This is a genomic window from Streptococcus orisratti DSM 15617 (genome assembly GCF_000380105.1).
In the GTDB taxonomy this organism is placed as follows: Bacteria; Bacillota; Bacilli; order Lactobacillales; family Streptococcaceae; genus Streptococcus; species Streptococcus orisratti.
In genome coordinates this window covers 1-17,732 of sequence record NZ_KB904483.1, presented here as the reverse complement: position 1 = coordinate 17,732, position 17,732 = coordinate 1, and the positions used below count along the sequence as shown (strand labels likewise).

The following is a 17,732-nucleotide window of genomic DNA, read 5'->3' as shown; positions in this document are numbered from 1 at the left end:
AAATGAATCCTATTGAGCAAGTCTGGGCTGAGATTCGTAAACTTGGTTTCAAGAATAAAGTATTTAAGACTTTAAATGAGGTAATTGATAAACTTGAAGAGGTTATTCAAACCTTAACTGCTTATCAACTCAAATCAATTGTACACCGAGAATGGGTAGCCGCTATTTTTGATTTTAACTGAGTATTAAAACAGACAAATCTCAGTCAATCACCCCTGCATAAAGGCAGTTATAAATGGTTTTAAAGGACACCATGGGCTTATTTTCAAGCTGATAGCGGCCACAAATTTGTTCAGGGGATCATGAAGACTACAGTCGTTCTTCAATTTCCTGTATTAACTCAGAAGTCCAACTAGATTTTCTTCCCTTCTACTTAGCCAGTCGCTCATAGTGTTTTTGTGCGTATGGTGCAGAGTAAGTGACCTTACAAGGCTTTAATTCTCTTGAAAGTGTTGATTTGTGAACTCCTAATTTTCTCACTACTTGGATTGGTTTGAGACCTAATTCTAGGTAAGTCTCTATCTTAATGCGCTCAGTTATGGTAATATGATGTAGCTCATAGGTTTCTCTCGTATTCTGCTTAGTGTGGTTACTCACAGTTTATACGAGGTTGAACTCTATGAGTTTTTTGGTTGCACTTTATTTACAATTTATCATGATAAAAATCTTCCCACCGCTTCTACGACAGGATGCTCACAATAATGTTTACCTACTCTTAACCTTCCCAAACTTTTTCACCATTCAAATAAGTTGCCAGCAAATTCAGGTCTTTATCTAAAACTATGAAGTCAGCAGCGTAACCTTCTTTGATTTGGCCGCAAATATTATCAATACCAACTGAAATGGCTGGGATTAGACTAGCCATTCGAACAGCCTCTTCAGGACTTGCAATCCCCCAAGCTACTACATTTTTAAGACCATCCTTGAGTTTTAGGATAGAACCAGCTAGGTTTCCGCCATCCTTTAGTCTTGCGGTTCCATTTTCCACAGTAACAGGAAACTCACCCAGCATATAATCCCCATCTGGCTGTCCCCCTGCTGCCATACAGTCGGTAATCAGGGCCACATGATTATGATTTTTCTGCTTCATGAGAATATCGCAGGCTACGGGAGAAACGTGATGCCCATCGCAAATTAATTCAGCATAGGTATTCGGGAGGTTGTAAACAGCACCTACCATTCCAGGTTCGCGGTGATTAAGGCCACGCATCCCATTATAGGCATGTACCCAGACAGATGCCCCTGCTTGAACTGCTCTTTTAGCTTCCTCATAGGTTGCATTAGAGTGTCCAAGTGCCACTGTTACCCCTTGTTTGGTCAAATGTGATACAAAATCTGCAACTCCCTCTCGTTCAGGAGCAAGTGCAATTTTTTTAATCAATCCATTTGCCGCATGTTGCCAGTTCGCAAATTCTTCCAAACTTGGATTTTTCATATAAGAGGGATTTTGAGCACCTTTGTACTTTTCAGTAAAATAAGGACCTTCAAAGTAAATTCCTTGAATTTTCGCTCCTTCTTCAGTCCCTGCCACCTTAGCAACAGTCTTGGAAGCCTCCGTCAATCGCTCTGCCGATGATGTCAACGTTGTTGGCAAAAAGGAAGTCACACCTGTTGACAAGAGTTCTCGGCTCATTGCTAAGATTCCTGCTGGGTCACAGTCCATGACATCATGACCAGCAAAGCCATGAATATGGGTATCCACTAATCCTGGTGCAATTTGGTAGCCTGTGTAATCGAGTACCTCTGCTCTCTCAGGAAGATCGCTCAGCCATTTCCCAAAATGACCATCTGTCACCTCCAAGAATCCACCGCTTTTCGTTTCCTGTGGGTAATAAAATTTGTCCGCTTTAATATATTGTGTCATCTCACACCTCCATATTGTCACCTTCATTATACGCTTATTTGATAGAATTGTAAATGGTATATACCAAAAAGGGATTTAAAAAAAGAAGCAATAACCTTACGGCCACTGCTCCATTAAATTTTAAAGTGAGTTATAAAGTTTAACTGCATTTTCCACGGTAAAGCCGTATTCTTCAAAGATTCGGTTTCCTGGTGCAGATGCTCCCCATGTATCAATGGTCAAAGTTTTGCCAGCTAATCCAACATACTTGCCCCAACCAAAACTTGAAGCAGCTTCGATAGCCAAGCGTTTTGTGACAGCCGTAGGAAGAATTTCTTCCTTGTAAGTTGCATCTTGTTCGTCAAAGAGATTTTGTGATGGCATAGAAACCACGCGCACATGCACCCCTTGCGTTTCGAGCGCTGCCTGAGTGTCAAGCGCTAATTTCACCTCAGAGCCTGTCGCAATGATGATACCATCAAGGTCGCCTTTAGCTTCTGAAATGATGTAGGCACCTTTATTAACACCATCTTTAGCCAATTGAGCTGTGCCTTCAAGAACAGGTAAGTTTTGGCGCGTCAAAACAAGCATGGTTGGACGATTCGTTTCAGCCAAGGCGCGTTGCCAAGCAGCGTTGGTCTCATTGCCATCAGCTGGGCGAATAACATTGAGATTTGGCATCGAGCGTACACTAGCCAATTGTTCAATTGGTTCGTGAGTAGGACCATCTTCACCAACCGCAACGGAATCATGTGTCATGACGTAAACCGTTGGTAATTGTTGAAGAGCAGCCATACGAACAGCTGGAAGCAGATAATTTGAGAAGACAAAGAAGGTTCCACCATAAACACGTGTACCACCGTGAAGCGCAATTCCGTTCATAGCAGCAGCCATAGCAAATTCACGGACACCAAACCAGATGTTACGGCCTGCGTAATTATCTGGTTGGAAGTCTGTTTCAGCCTTCACCATAGTATTATTTGAAGCTGATAAGTCAGCTGAACCTCCCCAGAAATCTGGCAGTTGAGCTGAGATTTGTTGAATAGCTTGTTGGCTAGACACGCGGCTAGCGACAGCTGTACCAAGTTCATGCGCCGCCAACTCCACTTGTGCAGGCTCATTCGCAAAAGCAGCCTTGTATTCTGCCGCCAACTCTGGGTAAGCTTTTTCGTATTCTGCAAATTTAGTATTCCATGCATTTTCAGCAGCTTCGCCACGGAATTTGATTCCTACTTCAAAACGACGGGCAACTTCTTCTGGAACAGTAAAAGCTGGATAAGCATAGCCAAGTGCTTTCTTAGCATAGTCAATCCCTTCTTGACCAAGCGGTGCTCCGTGAACAGCTGATGTCCCTTGTTTTTCAGCACCAAAGCCAATAATGGTTTTGACTTCGATAATGGTTGGTTTTTCAGTCTCTGCCTTAGCTTCATCAAGAGCAGCAGCAATTGCTTCCAAATCATTACCATCTTTAACTAAAATATGTTGCCAACCATAAGCCTCAAACTTGCCTTTAATATCTTCAGTAAAGGCCATTGAAGTTGGTCCGTCAAGGGAAATATCATTTGAGTCATAGAGCAAGACCAATTTACCTAGTTTGAGGTGACCCGCCAGGCTAGCGGCTTCTTGGCTGACACCTTCCATCAAGCAACCATCTCCATTGAGGGCATAAGTGTAGTGATCAACAATATCAAAACCTGGTTTGTTGAATTTAGCTGCTAAATGAGCTTCAGCCATAGCCATCCCAACAGCGTTGGCAATTCCTTGTCCAAGTGGACCAGTTGTCGCTTCAACGCCATCTGTATGATTAACCTCTGGGTGGCCTGGGGTTTTAGAACCCCATTGACGGAAGTTTTTCAAATCATCCATGCTAACCTTGTAACCAGAAAGGTGTAACAAACTGTAAAGAAGAGCGGAGCCATGACCCGCTGACAATACAAAACGGTCACGGTTAGACCAATTGCGACTTGTCTTAGGATTCACGTTCATCACATGATTCCAAAGTACATAAGCCATAGGAGCAGCACCCATAGGAAGCCCTGGGTGACCTGAATTAGCAGCCTGAATAGCCTCAATCGAAAGTGAGCGGACAGTGTTTACTGCCAACTGATCAATAGCATCAAATGTCATGAATAAAACCTTTCTGTAAATGAATGGGTAAAATTAACAATCTTCAATATTTATTATAGCACAAAGAAAAGAAGTAGGAAACGGTTGATTCTCTATACTTTCTGCTATTCTCCTACTTTTTTAAAATCATACGGTCCCTTAGTTAAAAAATAGCTTTCAGTAAACTTCCGCCTTTACTACCGTGGAAGTCAGTCTGGTAAGCCAATATTAGTAGGCTAATCAGAGCTATAAGAATCTAAGGCAACAATGAAATGATAGAATTAAGATTGAATGATGTAATTTTCTCTAACATTGAAAACAGACTAAAAGGCTGGAAACTTAATCCCAGCCTTTTATGTTGTCCTAGACTAACATCATTTGTGAAAGATTTCAACACAAATGATGAATTACCTAACTACACTATTACTGATAATCGACTAATAATACTCAATGAAAATCAAAAGTAGCCTAGGAAACGAAGCCGACGATAGAACTTGAGTTCATCAAGGCAAGTTGACAACGGATAATTTTGATTTTCGAAGAGTATAAGTATTAGTTTGTTGAAGATATACCCCCTCTTTTATCCAATCACTTTACTTCGGACATTGTAACAAGATTGTAGGTGATTGTTTGACCATCTGATGTGCTGATAGAAACGAGACCACTGCTAATATCTTTAATCCCATCAAGCGCTATATGATAAGTATTGGCGATTTGATAAAGTTTGTTGCTGAGTTCTTCACCTGTTAAATTGTGAAGTTTGCCCCGTTCTTTCATTTCCAAATCAAATTCATCCTCTTCCGTTTCAACCTCATCTTCAAAACTATCTTGATTTTGGTCACTTTCGCTAGGTTCCACAGAATCTTGTGACTTAGCTGAGTCGGAAGTTTCACTCTTATCTTCTGAAGCAGTTTCACCAGATGCTTCTCCTTTGACATGGTCGCTGGCATTTCCCCAACCATCATCAGATGTTGGACGATCCTCTGGATGTTCAACAAAGTATTTGATTGTAGCCAACAACTGCTCTAAACTATATCCAGATGGCACTTTGATAGTTTTGTCATCAAACCAAGATAAAGCTACGTTGTGATAATGATCTTGATGTGGAATAACCAATCTTCCATTTTGATAAGCAACTGCATATGCGGTATTATATGGCATTACGTCAACAGGAACTACCTTTTCTGGAGAAACGCGTTCATAAAGTTCTGCTGCTGTTTCTAGTTTTGGAGAGGCACTAGAAGATGCATTGTCTTGTGCTTTCTTCTCAGGAGTTTTTGACTCAGTTCCCGCTGTTATTCCTTTTTCCGCGCAGAATGCTTGTGCTGCTTGTCTTTCTTCCTCTGACAAGTCACTTTTCGGAATCCAATGGCTATGACTCATGTGAGGGACAATGTAGGCATCTCCTTCGTCACTCACAATATCTTTAGCATCAAAAATATAACCATCCGAAGTTGTATATTTACCAGAAGCCTTAGCTTTGGCAATTTCATCAGCATTATAAGTGATTTGTGAGTTTGGCTTACCTTTGCGTTCATCCGATCCGAGTTGATCACTCTTAACATCTTTATTCGGTGTATTTTGGACGGTCTTACTTCCCCAACCATATTGTGAACTTGGACGGTCTTCTGGATGTTCAAGATAATACTTGATGGTTGCAAAAAGTTCTTCCAAGCTATAACCACTTGGTGCTTTGAAGGCTTCTGAATCATCAAACCAAGAAATTGCAATGTTATGGTAATGGTTCTTATGAGGAATGACAAGATTTCCATTTTTGACCATCGTAACATAAGCTGTATTATATGGCATTTTTTCAATTGGAATGATTTTTTGTGGTGTTACTCTATCATAGACTTCTTCAGCTGATTCTTTATCTGGAGTAAAGTATGATTTATCGTCTTTTGCTGGAGCCACTAATCCTTTTTTCTTACAAAATACTTGAGCTGAAGCCTCTTCACTTTTTGAAAGTAGGGTTTTATCTACCCAGTGAACGTAGTCTTTGTAAACAACAATATATTGATCGCCCTCGTCACTAATGATATCTGAAGCATTGAAAATGTAACCATCTTCATAAGAGACATAACGCCCAGCCTTTTTAGCTGCTGCTATTTCTGACGCACTGTAAACTGTCCCTTGCCCCTCTGTCAGATTATCATCCTTTTTAGATTCTGAGGACTGAGATTTCTGATCTTTGGACGGTTCTTCCTTCTTGTCCTTGTCTTTTTCCTTATCTGCCTTAGCTTTAGCTAACAATTCTTGCGCTGCTGCCCATTCTTGCTCTGATAATTCTTTCTTAGAAATCGCGCGCAAGCTTCCTCCTGTGGCCTGTGGAATACTAAATGCTTCTTTCCATACGAATGTGCCTGGATCTAGAACATCTTCTGGGGCAAAGATATAGCCATCTGAATCAGCAAATTTACCCGCAGCTTTAGCAGCCTTTACTTCCTCTGCCGAATGGATGATTTGCCAATTCTTCAACTTGCTGCGTTCTGATTCTGGAGTGGCATTAGTTGCCGTCTCCGTCTTAGTTGAATATTTGGTAACTCCTTTTTTATCGGTGCTTTGAGTCGTTGACTTGGTTGCTTTCGTTGATTCCCCTTGTGCTGCTTTTTCCTTATCAGCCTTAGCTTTAGCTAACAATTCTTGCGCTGCTGCCCATTCTTGCTCTGATAATTCTTTCTTAGAAATCGCGCGCAAGCTTCCTCCTGTGGCCCGTGGAATACTGAATGCTTCTTTCCATACGAAAGTACCTGGATCTAGAACATCCTCTGGGGCAAAGATATAGCCATCTGAATCGGCAAATTTACCTTCTTTCAAAGCCTGTCTAACTTCATCAGCTGAATGAATGATTTGCCAATTCTTCAATTTGCTACGTTCTGATTCTGGAGTGACATTGACAATTGTTCCAATTTCCTTCTTGCTACCATGTCCCTCTGTCCAAATCGCTGGACGATCTTCTGGATGCTGCATGATATACTTCACACTTGCAATTTCTTCCGCAGTTAGCCAAGTATATGGAACAACGTGAATGTGATCAATATGTGGAATAATGAAAGACTCTCCAGTATCATATGTGGCATTTCCAGCATGCATCTTGAGTTGACTTGCTGTCACATAAAGTTTAGGAGCTAATTCATTTTCTTTAGGAGCGACGATGTCATAAATGTATTTTCCATCAGCTGCCGACATCAGCTCTTGCTCAGCAAATGAAATCTTAGTTAAATCTAATTCTTCACGTGCATAGAAATACTCTTTCCCATTATCTTTCATAAGATAACCTGTTTGACCGTTTTGTGTCAGTTTTTTAGAAACTTTCTTATAGTCAAACGCAGGTTTTACCTCATCAGACTGACTTGTCTTTGCGTCACTCTTAGTATCACTCTTAGGTGTTTCCTGTTTCGGTTGAGAAGTTTTTTTCTCTTCTGCTTTCTCTTTTACCCAAGCAGCGACTTGATCCAATTCTCCCTGCTCCAATTCTCCCAATCCAATATAGTGGATATGGTCACCGTGACTGGCTGTCAAACCATTATTGTCAACTGATAGAATAGAAGATTTGCTAAAAACATAGCCATCTGATGTATCGTAAGGCTTGCCATCTAAACCTTTTCCATAGGCAACTATTTTTGTTCCGTTGTAGTTAAGAACAATCTCTTTTGGCTTCTCTACTGGTTTAACAATTGGATCTGTTGTCGGTTTGTTTTCTTCCGTTTTTGGCTGTATCGCCGTACCAATTGGGAATTGCTTAGCAAGGGTCGCCTCTAACTCAGACATCCTGTCATAAGGAATAAAGTGGAAGTGATCACCATGCGGAACTACCACTCCTTCTCCTGTACGTTTTGTTATCTGGGCTGGATCAAAAACAAGACCATCTGCTTCCGTATACCTTTCTGATTGTGGACTATGATAGAGTTTATAGAGAAGAGTGGCTAACTCATCAGTTTTTTCAGTTGTCGGATGTGGTGGTAATACAGAGACGATACCATTTTGAACACCAGTCTGTCCTTTGTTAGAAGTGGTTGGTTGACTTGGAGATGGGATAATTGAAGGGAAACTTTGCCCTGTTGAAGCTGTCGGATAGGATACTACAGGTGCTGTTCTGATCGTCCTATCCCCATGAGATACTCCTCCTGATTGATGAGCAACGACTGTTTCTCCTTTTGTTCCTTTATGTTGCTTGCTGTCCCAATAAGCTTGTGCAGCAGCTAATTCACTAGGAGATAGATCAGCTTTAGGAATAAAGTGAAAGTGATTACCGTGTGGCACTAAGAAACCATCACCCAAGTCATTAATGACATCTGTTGGGCTGAAAACATAACCATCATCTGTTTTATAACGTCCATCAGTATGACTCCCTGACTTACTCTCAGAAGTTGAAGCGTTCGTTTTCTTTTGACTTCCGTGTTTATGCGACCCACTCTGCTTTTGAGCAGCCTCTTTCGTTCCTTTTTCTCTCTCAGCTGCAATTTGTTCCTTCGTGCGTATATTTTTATGGTCACTATTTTCCTTCAAATACAAATAATAGTTTCCATCAACTTTGATGATGTACCCATCCTTGACCTCATTAATAACATCTTCCTGTTTAAAGACATAATTTGGGTCTTTCATAACCAGTTCCTCACTGATTAGAGCATCGTAAGGAACTTTTCCGTTGTAGTAATGATAATGGTCTCCATGCGAAGTGACATAACCATCATCTGTAATTTTGACAACAATCTGTTCTGCACTAATGCCTTCTTCCTGACTAATTTGATCAGGTGTTTTATTCTCAGATTGACGAGATGTGGATTTTTTCTTTGATGTCTCCACATATGCTATATTAGACTCCTGGGCCTGACTTGCTTGATATTTTCCTAGCTCATAGGCACAAAAACTGACCGACAGCAAAACAACCGCTGCGGCGGAACCAGCTACAATTTTCTTTTTCATAACTTCCCCTATTTATTCAACTCTTGATATAAAATTTCTAAATTTTCTTCAACATTTTCAAGATAAGTTTTCTGATTTTTAGGATCTGACTCCAAAGGACTAAGTGTTTTCAGCTTGGCTCCTGTTGATTTGGCAACAGTTTTTGCCATTTTCTGAGAAACATTTTTTTCAACAAAGACAGTTTTAACCTTATATTGTTTAATGAAATCACGAATTTCTTTCAATTGTCGTGGTGTCGGTTCCTGTTCAGGAGAAATCCCAGAAATGCCAAGTTGGGTCAAACCAAAGCGATTAGCAAGGTAAGAAAAAGCAGTATGCTGTGTAACAAAAACCTTGTTAGAAACATTTTTGAACTTTTTCTGATATTTTTGCGTCAATTGCTTGGCTTCTTCCTTAAAGGATTTTGCATTTTTTTCGTAAGTATCCTTGTTCTTTGGATCCAGCTTAATCAAACTTTTCTTGATTCGCTCAACTTCTTTTGAAGCCATTTGCGGATCTGTCCAAGTATGAGGATCATACAAAGTGGCTGGGTCAACACCATCACTTACCTCCATATCCTCAAGACCTTGAACCTTAGATAAAGTCATCCCTTTAGAAGCTTCCAAAACTTTAACTGTTGACTTATTTAAGCTAGGCTCTAAACTTCCAGCCCAAGTTTCAAGAGTATGCGAATGATAAATAAAAACATCAGCATCATAAATCGCTGCCACATCATTCGCAGAGGGTTCAAAGGAATGAATACCCGCCCCTGATTGAATCATTCTGACATCATTTAAATCACCTGAAACAGCCTTTGTCATGGCATATATGGGATAAAAACTTGTAACAATTCGCAGTCCCTTTTGTGTTGAGGACTTATTCTGGCATCCTGTCAATGTTGTCACTATCAAAGCTAATATAGCTAGCAGACACCAGTGAGAGAATCGCTTTTTCATGAAAAAACCTCCTTTTACTTAACCGGTTTTTAACCAGTTAAGTAAAATTATAGCACTGCTTTTTTTCTTGTCAAGAAAAAATTAACAATCAATACAACTCTAAAGTAATTGGAAGTGGGAAAGACATCCACGATGGCTTGCCCAGCCTCAATGAAAATTATTTTTTCTCTAAAACCTTGATAGGCTTGACAAATGGTAGAAAAAAGCCCCCGAATAGTCAATATTCAAGGGGCATTAAACTTAGATCTTAGAAACAGTATTCACAGTTCAGCACTTCCATCTAAGGCCTGTTTTTAAGATGCTCATCGTTATTTTCAAAATACAGTCAGTATTCCCACAAAAAACTGCCTTGATTAGCGAAAAACTATCTCTTATCTAAAAGCACTTCACTTGCGAATACTGGTTCTTATTTTGACAGCGATAAGTTATCCGCCGAATGAATGCGTGCTAATAACTTTGAAAAAAGGAGCTAGCTGTCTTTCTTTTCGTCAAAACTACGAATTTGGATCATCAAGACTACGTCCATGCAGACCTTTTTCACGTTGTAGTTGACGAAGTTTTTCAGGAGTGATGTCATTACCTTCTTCATCAACAATTTTAATTCCTGCAATGTGATGACGAACCGAACGACGATAACCTTCGATATATTCTTCACGGAGTTGGGCTTGTTCAACCTTTTCCTCTGGGGTCAAACCTACCGTTTTTTTCTTTTTAGCAAGCTCGTTAATACGAGCAATTTTTTTAGGTTCCATTTTACAACTCCTTTCTTTGTTAATTATTTGAGATTTACTTGGTATTCAGTTTATTAAAAGCTGCAATAGTCTTAGCCTTGTTGGTCAGGGTTGCGAGAATGACTAAGCGATTATTCTTCACAGCATCATCTTCTACCATGACCATAGTATTGTCAAAGAAGTCATCAATGACTGGGCTTAGCGCAAATAGCTGAGCAAGTTTGTCACTGGCTGTTCCTGATAAGACTAAAGCTTCTGCAGCCTGTGCGAGAGCTTTTTCGGCTTCATTTTCAAAGAGTCTGCTGTCCACCTGGCTAATAGCGCCAGCTTTTTCACCAAGATTAAAAACACGAGAAAGGGACTCGACTGCTGGTTTGTAAGCATCAGTCTTGCTAGCCTCTACTAAGCTTTCTGCGACAGCAAGCATGTCTGGAACAACAAAAGTCGCACCTGCAAGGACAGCTTCCTTGATATCTTTAGGCGTCTTACCCATCATCTTGTCAACACGCGCCTTGATAAAGTTCATCACATCAGCCTTATGGTCATACGTCAGGCTATCAAAGCTAAGGGCATAGATGTTATCCACCAGTTCATCCATTGGGATATTCCAACCAAAGGCGTCAAGGATACGAACAATTCCTTGAGTGGCACGGCGAAGGGCGTATGGATCGTTTGAACCGCTCGGAATCAAGCCTACTGAGAAGAATGAGAAGAGAGTGTCCAGTTTATCAGCCAAGGCCAAAACCGCACCCACTTTTGTTTCTGGCAAATCACCATCAGCCGAGTTTGGTAAGTAGTGTTCGCGGATAGCTGTAGCTACTGCGGCATTTTCACCTGCCAAGAGAGCATATTTTTCACCCATAATTCCTTGCAACTCATCAAATTCTCCGACCATACCTGTCAAGAGGTCAAATTTGTAAATTTGAGCAGCGCGATCAAGGGCGGACGCTTCATCATCAGAAAGTCCAGCCTTGTCTGATAAGTATTTGGCGATGATACGGCTGCGCTCCATGTGTTCCGAGAGTGAACCAATCTTTTCATGGAAGGTCACATGGTCTAATTTAGCCACCAAGTCAGAAATCTTAAGTTTTTGGTCTTCACGCCAGAAAAACTCACCATCTTCAAGGCGGGCAACCAGAACCTTTTCATTTCCCTTGATGACATTTTCGATGTGTTCTGCGTTACCATTACGGACCGAGATGAAGTTTGGTTTTAGCTGACCTGCTAAATCACGGACAACGAAATAACGTTGGTGATTTTTCATGGAGGTTACCAGAACTTCTTCTGGCACTTCAAGGTACTTGGTGTCAAAAGAGCCCATGAATGCCGTTGGGTACTCAACTAGATTGAGGACTTCATTGAGAAGCTCTGCATCAATTTCGACGCTAACGTTTTGGTTTTTTTCGATATCCTTGATTTGGTCAACGATGAGCGCTTCACGTTCTTTGGCATCTGCGATAACAAAGACGCTGCGCAAGTCGTCTTCATAACTATCTGCGCTAGCAATTTCCACCTCATGACCGAGAAAACGGTGCCCGCGGCTAATGCGGTCAGAATGAATATCCAAAAATTCCATATCTAATGCTTCATCACCAAGGAGTACGGTCAAGGTATGAACAGGGCGGATATACTCAAATGTATTGCTAGCCCAGTGCATGCTGACTGGGAAAGTCATGCTTGCAAGAACTTCTGGAATCCCTCCTAGAACTTCACGAGCTGGTTTACCCGCCTCATGTTTAGTCACATAAACGTACTCTTCGCCTTTGATTTCACGGAATTCGATGTCATCAACCGTCAAACCTTTACCACGGACAAACCCTTGCGCTGCCTTTGTAAAATTGCCATCAGCGTCCAAGGCGATTTTCTTAGAAGGCCCCTTGAAGTCTTCGGTCAAATCTGTTTGTTGGTCTGCAAGTCCAAGTACACGCACAGCTAAACGGCGTGGGGTTGAAAAAGTTTGAATGCCATCAAAAGTCAAACGATTGTCTGTCAAAAAGGCAGCCATTTTGTCCCCCAGTTGTTTTTCACTCGGTGTGACAACGTAGGCTGGTAGTTCTTCAAGTCCTAACTCTACTAATAAGTTTTTTGTCATGTTTTTCTCCAAAAATGATTTTTCTTTGGTACTTTTCTGATGTGATGCGGACGGCAGCAAACCTTCGGTTTCATACCTAACTTTCGAGCTTAAAGTCTCGAAAATCCCGACATTCATTAAAAATCAATCACTTAATGAACGTTTCACCACCGCGAAAAGTATCGTTTAGGGCGACCTACTGTCGCTAAATCCTATCACTCATAAATTATCAGCTCACTTTGCTGACACTTAATTGCTCTTCGCACTTTTCAAGCTCAGGTTAAGATAGACCACTGGGCTACCATTACTCAGCCTCTTCTGCCAATAATTTCGCCCGTGTCGCTTCATCAAGTAATGGATAGCCTAGCTTTTTACGCTCTGCGACGAAAGTTTTGGCAACTACGCGCGCTAAATTCCGAATACGAGCAATATAGCCGGCACGCTCCGTCACCGAAACGGCACCACGCGCATCAAGCAAGTTGAAAGTGTGTGAACATTTGAGTACGTAATCATAAGCTGGGTGAACCAAACCTTCTTCCAGAGCACGACCTGCTTCTTTTTCAAACTTTTCGAAGTTTTCAAGTAGCATGTCTTGGTCTGAAATTTCAAAAGAGTATTTTGAGTGTTCATATTCGGGCTGGAGGAAGATTTCTCCATATTTGACCCCTGGTGCCCATTCAATATCATAAACAGAATCCACTTCTTGGATATACGATGCCAAACGTTCCAAACCATAAGTTACCTCAGAAGTGACCGGACCTGTTGCGAGACCACCAACTTGTTGGAAGTAAGTAAATTGGGTGATTTCCATACCGTCAAGCCAAACTTCCCAACCAAGACCAGCTGATCCAGTTGATGGATTTTCCCAGTTATCTTCAACAAAACGGATGTCGTGTTCCAAGGGATTGATACCCAATTTTTCCAAAGACTCAAGGTAAAGCTCTTGGATATTTGATGGAGAAGGCTTCATCACCACTTGGAATTGATGGTGTTGGTAAAGACGGTTCGGATTTTCCCCATAACGACCGTCAGCAGGACGACGTGATGGCTCTACATAAGCCGCATTCCACGGCTCAGGCCCGATAGCACGAAGGAAAGTGTAAGGGCTCATCGTTCCCGCACCTTTTTCATTGTCATAAGCTTGCATAAGCATACAACCTTGATCATTCCAAAATTGTTGCAAAGTTAAAATAATTTCTTGAAATGTTAATTTCTTAGACATTGTTTACTCCTTTAATTTATATTATCTTCTTAGGTTTATTTATCAAGTAACCAAGAAAAAGCTGGGTCCTGAAAAATATGACGTTTGAGAACAGTTTGTAAATTCTGATCGCATTCATCTATTGTTCCTAATTTCAAAGCGCAAACTTCTGGTATATTTTCTTGAGTAGTGAAAATTTGACTATGACAGTTCTGGCAATAATAACGTTGTTTCCCTGGAGATGAACTATAGGTAACCAAATTCTCTTTTCCATACAATGCCAGATTTTTGCTGCTAACTTTGGCATTAACTGTGTAGGCCGACGCAGTTGCTTTCCGACAGAACGAGCAATGGCAAAAAACTATTTCCGATAATTCTTCATCTAGAGTGTAGGTGACTGCTTTACATAAACAAGATCCTTTAATCATTATGTTCCTTTCCTCTTGGGTATTTGACGAAACTCAAAAAAACCGAATTTCAACACCCAAGCCTTGCGACTAGGGGCGTCAGAAACGCGGTTCCACCCTAATTTATTACTTCATTTATTCGTCATTATTAACTTGGCTAACACCAAGAGAAAGCGCCAGCTTCTTATCTTGTTTCACCTGACTTGCACTCTCTCAGGCTCGCTACAGAAACGCCACAAGACTTTCTTTCTTGACAAGTATTATAGCAGAAAATCAGTAGACTGTCTAGCATCAATCAATTTTCATGTAGGTGAAAATAGACTTAAAGAAATCTCGGCTAACTTCAAAATGTCCATAGCGTAACTGACTGGCATAGGTTTTCCAGTCTGGGTGTTGCCTTGCTACTTCAATTGGGCAGGAGCGGACAGGCTGGTAATATTCAACGTCCCGCCTGAAAGGAATAAAATCCGGCGCCATCTCAAACTGATAAACCCTGTCATCCTTCATTTTCCCGACAGCTGTAAAAGCCTGCAGTTTTTGATCAGAATCTAGGGCCACCTTTGGACTGTAATAAAGCAGATAGTCTCCCTTCTTCATCCGTTTAAGAGGTCCGCCCTTGCCGTGGCAGACCTGACAAAAACCACCTTTAACGCCACGTTTGACATGATTTTCCGAAACAACTCCGACCCAAAATTTAACCATTCATTTCCTCCAATTTTATCAACAGCTGATTAAAATCTGTTACCTGCTCTCCCAACTGACCAAAGTAAGTCTGATCAATCTCCTCAACGAGAGGCAGAGCCCGGTTCATATGCTCTCTGCCTGAGTCCGTCAGAAAAATAACCTTTGCCCGGCTGTCCTTTGGATGTTCCCGCCGTTCAATCAAGCCCTTTTTCAATAAAAGCTTGAGAACCTGTGAGACTGTCATCACATCCATATCTGAAAAAGTGGCCAGATTGACCTGGGTAATCAAATCCCGCTGTAATTCCAAAGCTCCCAAACTGCTCAAAATGATAAACTGAGGGTGAGTCAAATCAACATCCTTAAGGGTGTTTTTAACCTTAGCATGCCAGTCATTGTATACTTTAGCAAATAGGAAACCTGTCGACTCCTGGTGGTTGTCCGCATACTGGGAATGAAAAGCTTTTGTCATACCGCCTCCAAAATCTGTTTCAGTTTTCCAACACTCTCTGGCACATCAGCAAAAATCTGTTTCAAAAAGGCTAAGGCTTCCTCTGTCGTATCACCGTCTGTCAAAGAAACGGAATGTCTCAGACTAATGCCTCCAGCAGGATCTTCAACTATCTCATGCTCAAAGAGAACATTGCCAAAAGGCGTTGCTGTTAAATCAGAAAAATACTGATTCTCACGCACCTGGACTAAAGTGAAGACAAGTTCAGGCATACCCTCCATCTTCATTTTCCCCGTTTGTCCTGTAGTGAAATCACCATCTAAGCTAATCTCTTCCAAATCACCCTCCCAGACAAACCACTGATCAACTTGAGAATAGTAGGCCCAAACGTCCTCTTTTTTAGTATTAACAGCCAACTCAAAAGAAAATTTCATAAAAAAGCCTCCTTGTTTAATAAATATTTATATTATAAGTTAACTTACAATATTTGTCAAGAAAAAGGAGCTGAAAATTTAGCTCCTTTCACAACACTATTAAAATTCTCATAAACTCTTCAACATATTATCAATATGCTCAATTGATTTTTCACGTCCAAGCAGGAAGATGGTGTCTGGTAACTCTGGACCATGCATTTCACCTGAAACAGCGATACGGATTGGCATGAAGAGGTTTTTTCCTTTGATGCCTGTTTCTTTTTGAACAGCTTTGATTTGTGGGAAGATGTTTTCTGATTTAAACTCTTCATCAGACATAGCTTCCAATTTTGCCTTGAAGGCTTCAAGCACCGTTGGCACGGTTTCACCAGCCATGACTTCGCGCTCTGCCTCGGTCAATTCTGGGAAATCAGCAAAGAAAAGGTCTGTCAATGGTAAGATTTCATCAGCTGATTTTAATTGTGGTTTGTAAAGCTCCACCAATTTTTCAGCTTTGTCTGTCAAACGCCCTGCGTCTTTCAAGAATGGTTTGCAAAGTGCAAAAACAATATCAAAATCCGCATTTTTCAGGTATTCATTGCTCATCCAGTCCATTTTCTTTTGGTCAAAGGCAGCTGGAGATTTGCTGAGGCGGTTTTCATCAAAGAGTTTAATGAGTTCGTCACGGCTGAAGATTTCTTCCTCTCCACCCGGGTTCCATCCAAGAAGGGCAATAAAGTTGAAAACTGCTTCTGGCAAATAGCCTTTTTTACGGTAGTCTTCGATAAATTGAAGCGTGTTGGTATCACGTTTGGACAATTTTTTCCCTGTCTCAGAGTTGATGATAAGAGTCATGTGACCAAATTCTGGAGCTTCCCAACCAAGTGCTTCATAAACCATAAGCTGTTTTGGTGTGTTGGCAATATGATCATCTCCACGAATAACGTGAGAAATTTGCATATCGTGATCATCAATGACAACGGCAAAGTTGTAAGTTGGGTAACCGTCTTTCTTCTGGATGACCCAATCCCCACCAATGTTGCCACCTTCAAATTCGATGTCACCCTTAACCATATCCGTCCACTTGTAAATACCTGCCTCATTGACTTTCAAGCGAACAGTAGGCACAATACCAGCTGCTTCACGTTCTGCAATGTAAGCTGCCTTTTGATCTTCTGTCATGTTGAGGAACTCATTGACGTAGCGAGGTGTCTCACCGGCTGCTTCTTGGCGCTCACGCTCCGCTGCCAATTCTTCTTCAGTAACATATGATTTGTAAGCTTTGCCTTCTGCTAAAAGCTGGTCAATGTATTTTTGATACAAAGGCAGACGTTCTGATTGACGATAGTTTTCATGTGTTTCCGGACTTTCGTCCCAATCCATCCCCAACCAACGCAAGTTTTCAAGCTGAGAACGTTCACCGTCCTCCACATGACGTTTACGGTCAGTATCTTCGATACGAATGATGAAGGTCCCACCATGATGACGAGCGTAGAGATAGTTGAAGAGCGCAGTACGCGCATTTCCAATGTGTAAAAGTCCCGTTGGACTTGGTGCATAACGCACACGAATGTCTTTAGCCAATGCTTTTCTCCTTGAATACTTAAGTCTATTCGTAGAACCTGTATTCACAGTTCAACCCTTCTATCTAAGGCTAGCTTTTGAGCTACTCATCGTTAGTTTTTTTAAAATACTGTCAGTATTCTCTCAAAACTGCCTTGATTAGCGAAAAACTATCTCTTATCTATAAGCACTTCACTTGTGAATATAAGTTCTTAGTTCTAGCGACTTCAGTCGCCAATCATTCCTATTATAGCATTAAATTTAAAAAAATAAAGCTGATATGTCATCTTTTATGATAAGCCTAAATTCTCAAAGTAAGTTCTAGTCTAACACCAAAACTGGAAATTAGACTGAGACAAAAAAATAAGGTAGAACTTACTATGGGACAAGTTGGTAACTGACAA

11 protein-coding genes and 5 pseudogenes are annotated in these 17,732 nt (G+C 41.1%); 1 reads left to right on the top strand and 15 read right to left on the bottom strand.

Annotated features, from left to right (window positions below):
* A pseudogene (locus A3I7_RS14325) lies at window positions 1-182 on the top strand (IS630 family transposase); the annotation flags it as partial.
* A 22-nt stretch (window positions 183-204) separates the two neighbouring features.
* Here the strand turns inward: A3I7_RS14325 and A3I7_RS14795 are convergent.
* From A3I7_RS14795 to gltX, 15 genes and pseudogenes are all read right to left on the bottom strand, one after another.
* Window positions 205-597 (bottom strand): annotated as a pseudogene (locus tag A3I7_RS14795) (transposase); the annotation flags it as partial.
* A 118-nt stretch (window positions 598-715) separates the two neighbouring features.
* On the bottom strand, window positions 716-1,864 hold the full coding sequence (gene nagA, locus A3I7_RS0108345) for an N-acetylglucosamine-6-phosphate deacetylase (RefSeq protein WP_018376333.1): 1,149 nt from the start codon (window positions 1,862-1,864) through the stop codon (window positions 716-718).
* 120 nt (window positions 1,865-1,984) lie between these two features.
* The gene (gene tkt / locus A3I7_RS0108340) at window positions 1,985-3,970 is read right to left on the bottom strand and encodes a transketolase (protein ID WP_018376332.1); all 1,986 of its coding nucleotides are present in this window, start codon (window positions 3,968-3,970) and stop codon (window positions 1,985-1,987) included.
* A 567-nt stretch (window positions 3,971-4,537) separates the two neighbouring features.
* A pseudogene (locus tag A3I7_RS14895) lies at window positions 4,538-6,133 on the bottom strand (pneumococcal-type histidine triad protein); the annotation flags it as partial.
* A 243-nt stretch (window positions 6,134-6,376) separates the two neighbouring features.
* Window positions 6,377-7,660: pseudogene (locus A3I7_RS14890) on the bottom strand (pneumococcal-type histidine triad protein); the annotation flags it as partial.
* Between the two features lie 44 nt (window positions 7,661-7,704).
* A pseudogene (locus tag A3I7_RS14885) lies at window positions 7,705-8,875 on the bottom strand (pneumococcal-type histidine triad protein); the annotation flags it as partial.
* 8 nt (window positions 8,876-8,883) lie between these two features.
* Window positions 8,884-9,810 (bottom strand): metal ABC transporter substrate-binding protein, encoded by a 927-nt coding sequence (locus A3I7_RS0108330; protein ID WP_018376330.1) that lies wholly within the window; start codon window positions 9,808-9,810, stop codon window positions 8,884-8,886.
* Between the two features lie 494 nt (window positions 9,811-10,304).
* Window positions 10,305-10,562 carry a DUF896 family protein gene (locus tag A3I7_RS0108325; protein WP_018376329.1) on the bottom strand — a complete coding sequence of 86 codons (258 nt, stop codon included), beginning with the start codon at window positions 10,560-10,562 and terminating at the stop codon, window positions 10,305-10,307.
* Between the two features lie 34 nt (window positions 10,563-10,596).
* Window positions 10,597-12,633 carry a glycine--tRNA ligase subunit beta gene (glyS, locus tag A3I7_RS0108320; protein WP_018376328.1) on the bottom strand — a complete coding sequence of 679 codons (2,037 nt, stop codon included), beginning with the start codon at window positions 12,631-12,633 and terminating at the stop codon, window positions 10,597-10,599.
* A gap of 283 nt (window positions 12,634-12,916) precedes the next feature.
* Window positions 12,917-13,834: a glycine--tRNA ligase subunit alpha gene (glyQ, locus tag A3I7_RS0108315; RefSeq protein ID WP_018376327.1), complete on the bottom strand. Its 918-nt coding sequence runs from the start codon at window positions 13,832-13,834 to the stop codon at window positions 12,917-12,919.
* A gap of 35 nt (window positions 13,835-13,869) precedes the next feature.
* Window positions 13,870-14,241 (bottom strand): GFA family protein, encoded by a 372-nt coding sequence (locus tag A3I7_RS0108310; RefSeq protein ID WP_018376326.1) that lies wholly within the window; start codon window positions 14,239-14,241, stop codon window positions 13,870-13,872.
* A 270-nt stretch (window positions 14,242-14,511) separates the two neighbouring features.
* Window positions 14,512-14,922 (bottom strand): EVE domain-containing protein, encoded by a 411-nt coding sequence (locus tag A3I7_RS0108305; RefSeq protein WP_018376325.1) that lies wholly within the window; start codon window positions 14,920-14,922, stop codon window positions 14,512-14,514.
* A complete protein-coding gene (locus A3I7_RS0108300) occupies window positions 14,915-15,373 on the bottom strand; it encodes a MarR family winged helix-turn-helix transcriptional regulator (RefSeq protein WP_018376324.1) in 459 nt (152 codons plus the stop codon). Before A3I7_RS0108300 ends, A3I7_RS0108305 begins: the two co-directional genes overlap by 8 nt.
* Window positions 15,370-15,786 (bottom strand): SRPBCC family protein, encoded by a 417-nt coding sequence (locus A3I7_RS0108295; RefSeq protein ID WP_018376323.1) that lies wholly within the window; start codon window positions 15,784-15,786, stop codon window positions 15,370-15,372. Before A3I7_RS0108295 ends, A3I7_RS0108300 begins: the two co-directional genes overlap by 4 nt.
* 108 nt (window positions 15,787-15,894) lie before the next feature.
* The gene (gene gltX / locus A3I7_RS0108290; protein ID WP_018376322.1) at window positions 15,895-17,349 is read right to left on the bottom strand and encodes a glutamate--tRNA ligase; all 1,455 of its coding nucleotides are present in this window, start codon (window positions 17,347-17,349) and stop codon (window positions 15,895-15,897) included.
* Window positions 17,350-17,732: the final 383 nt, after the last annotated feature.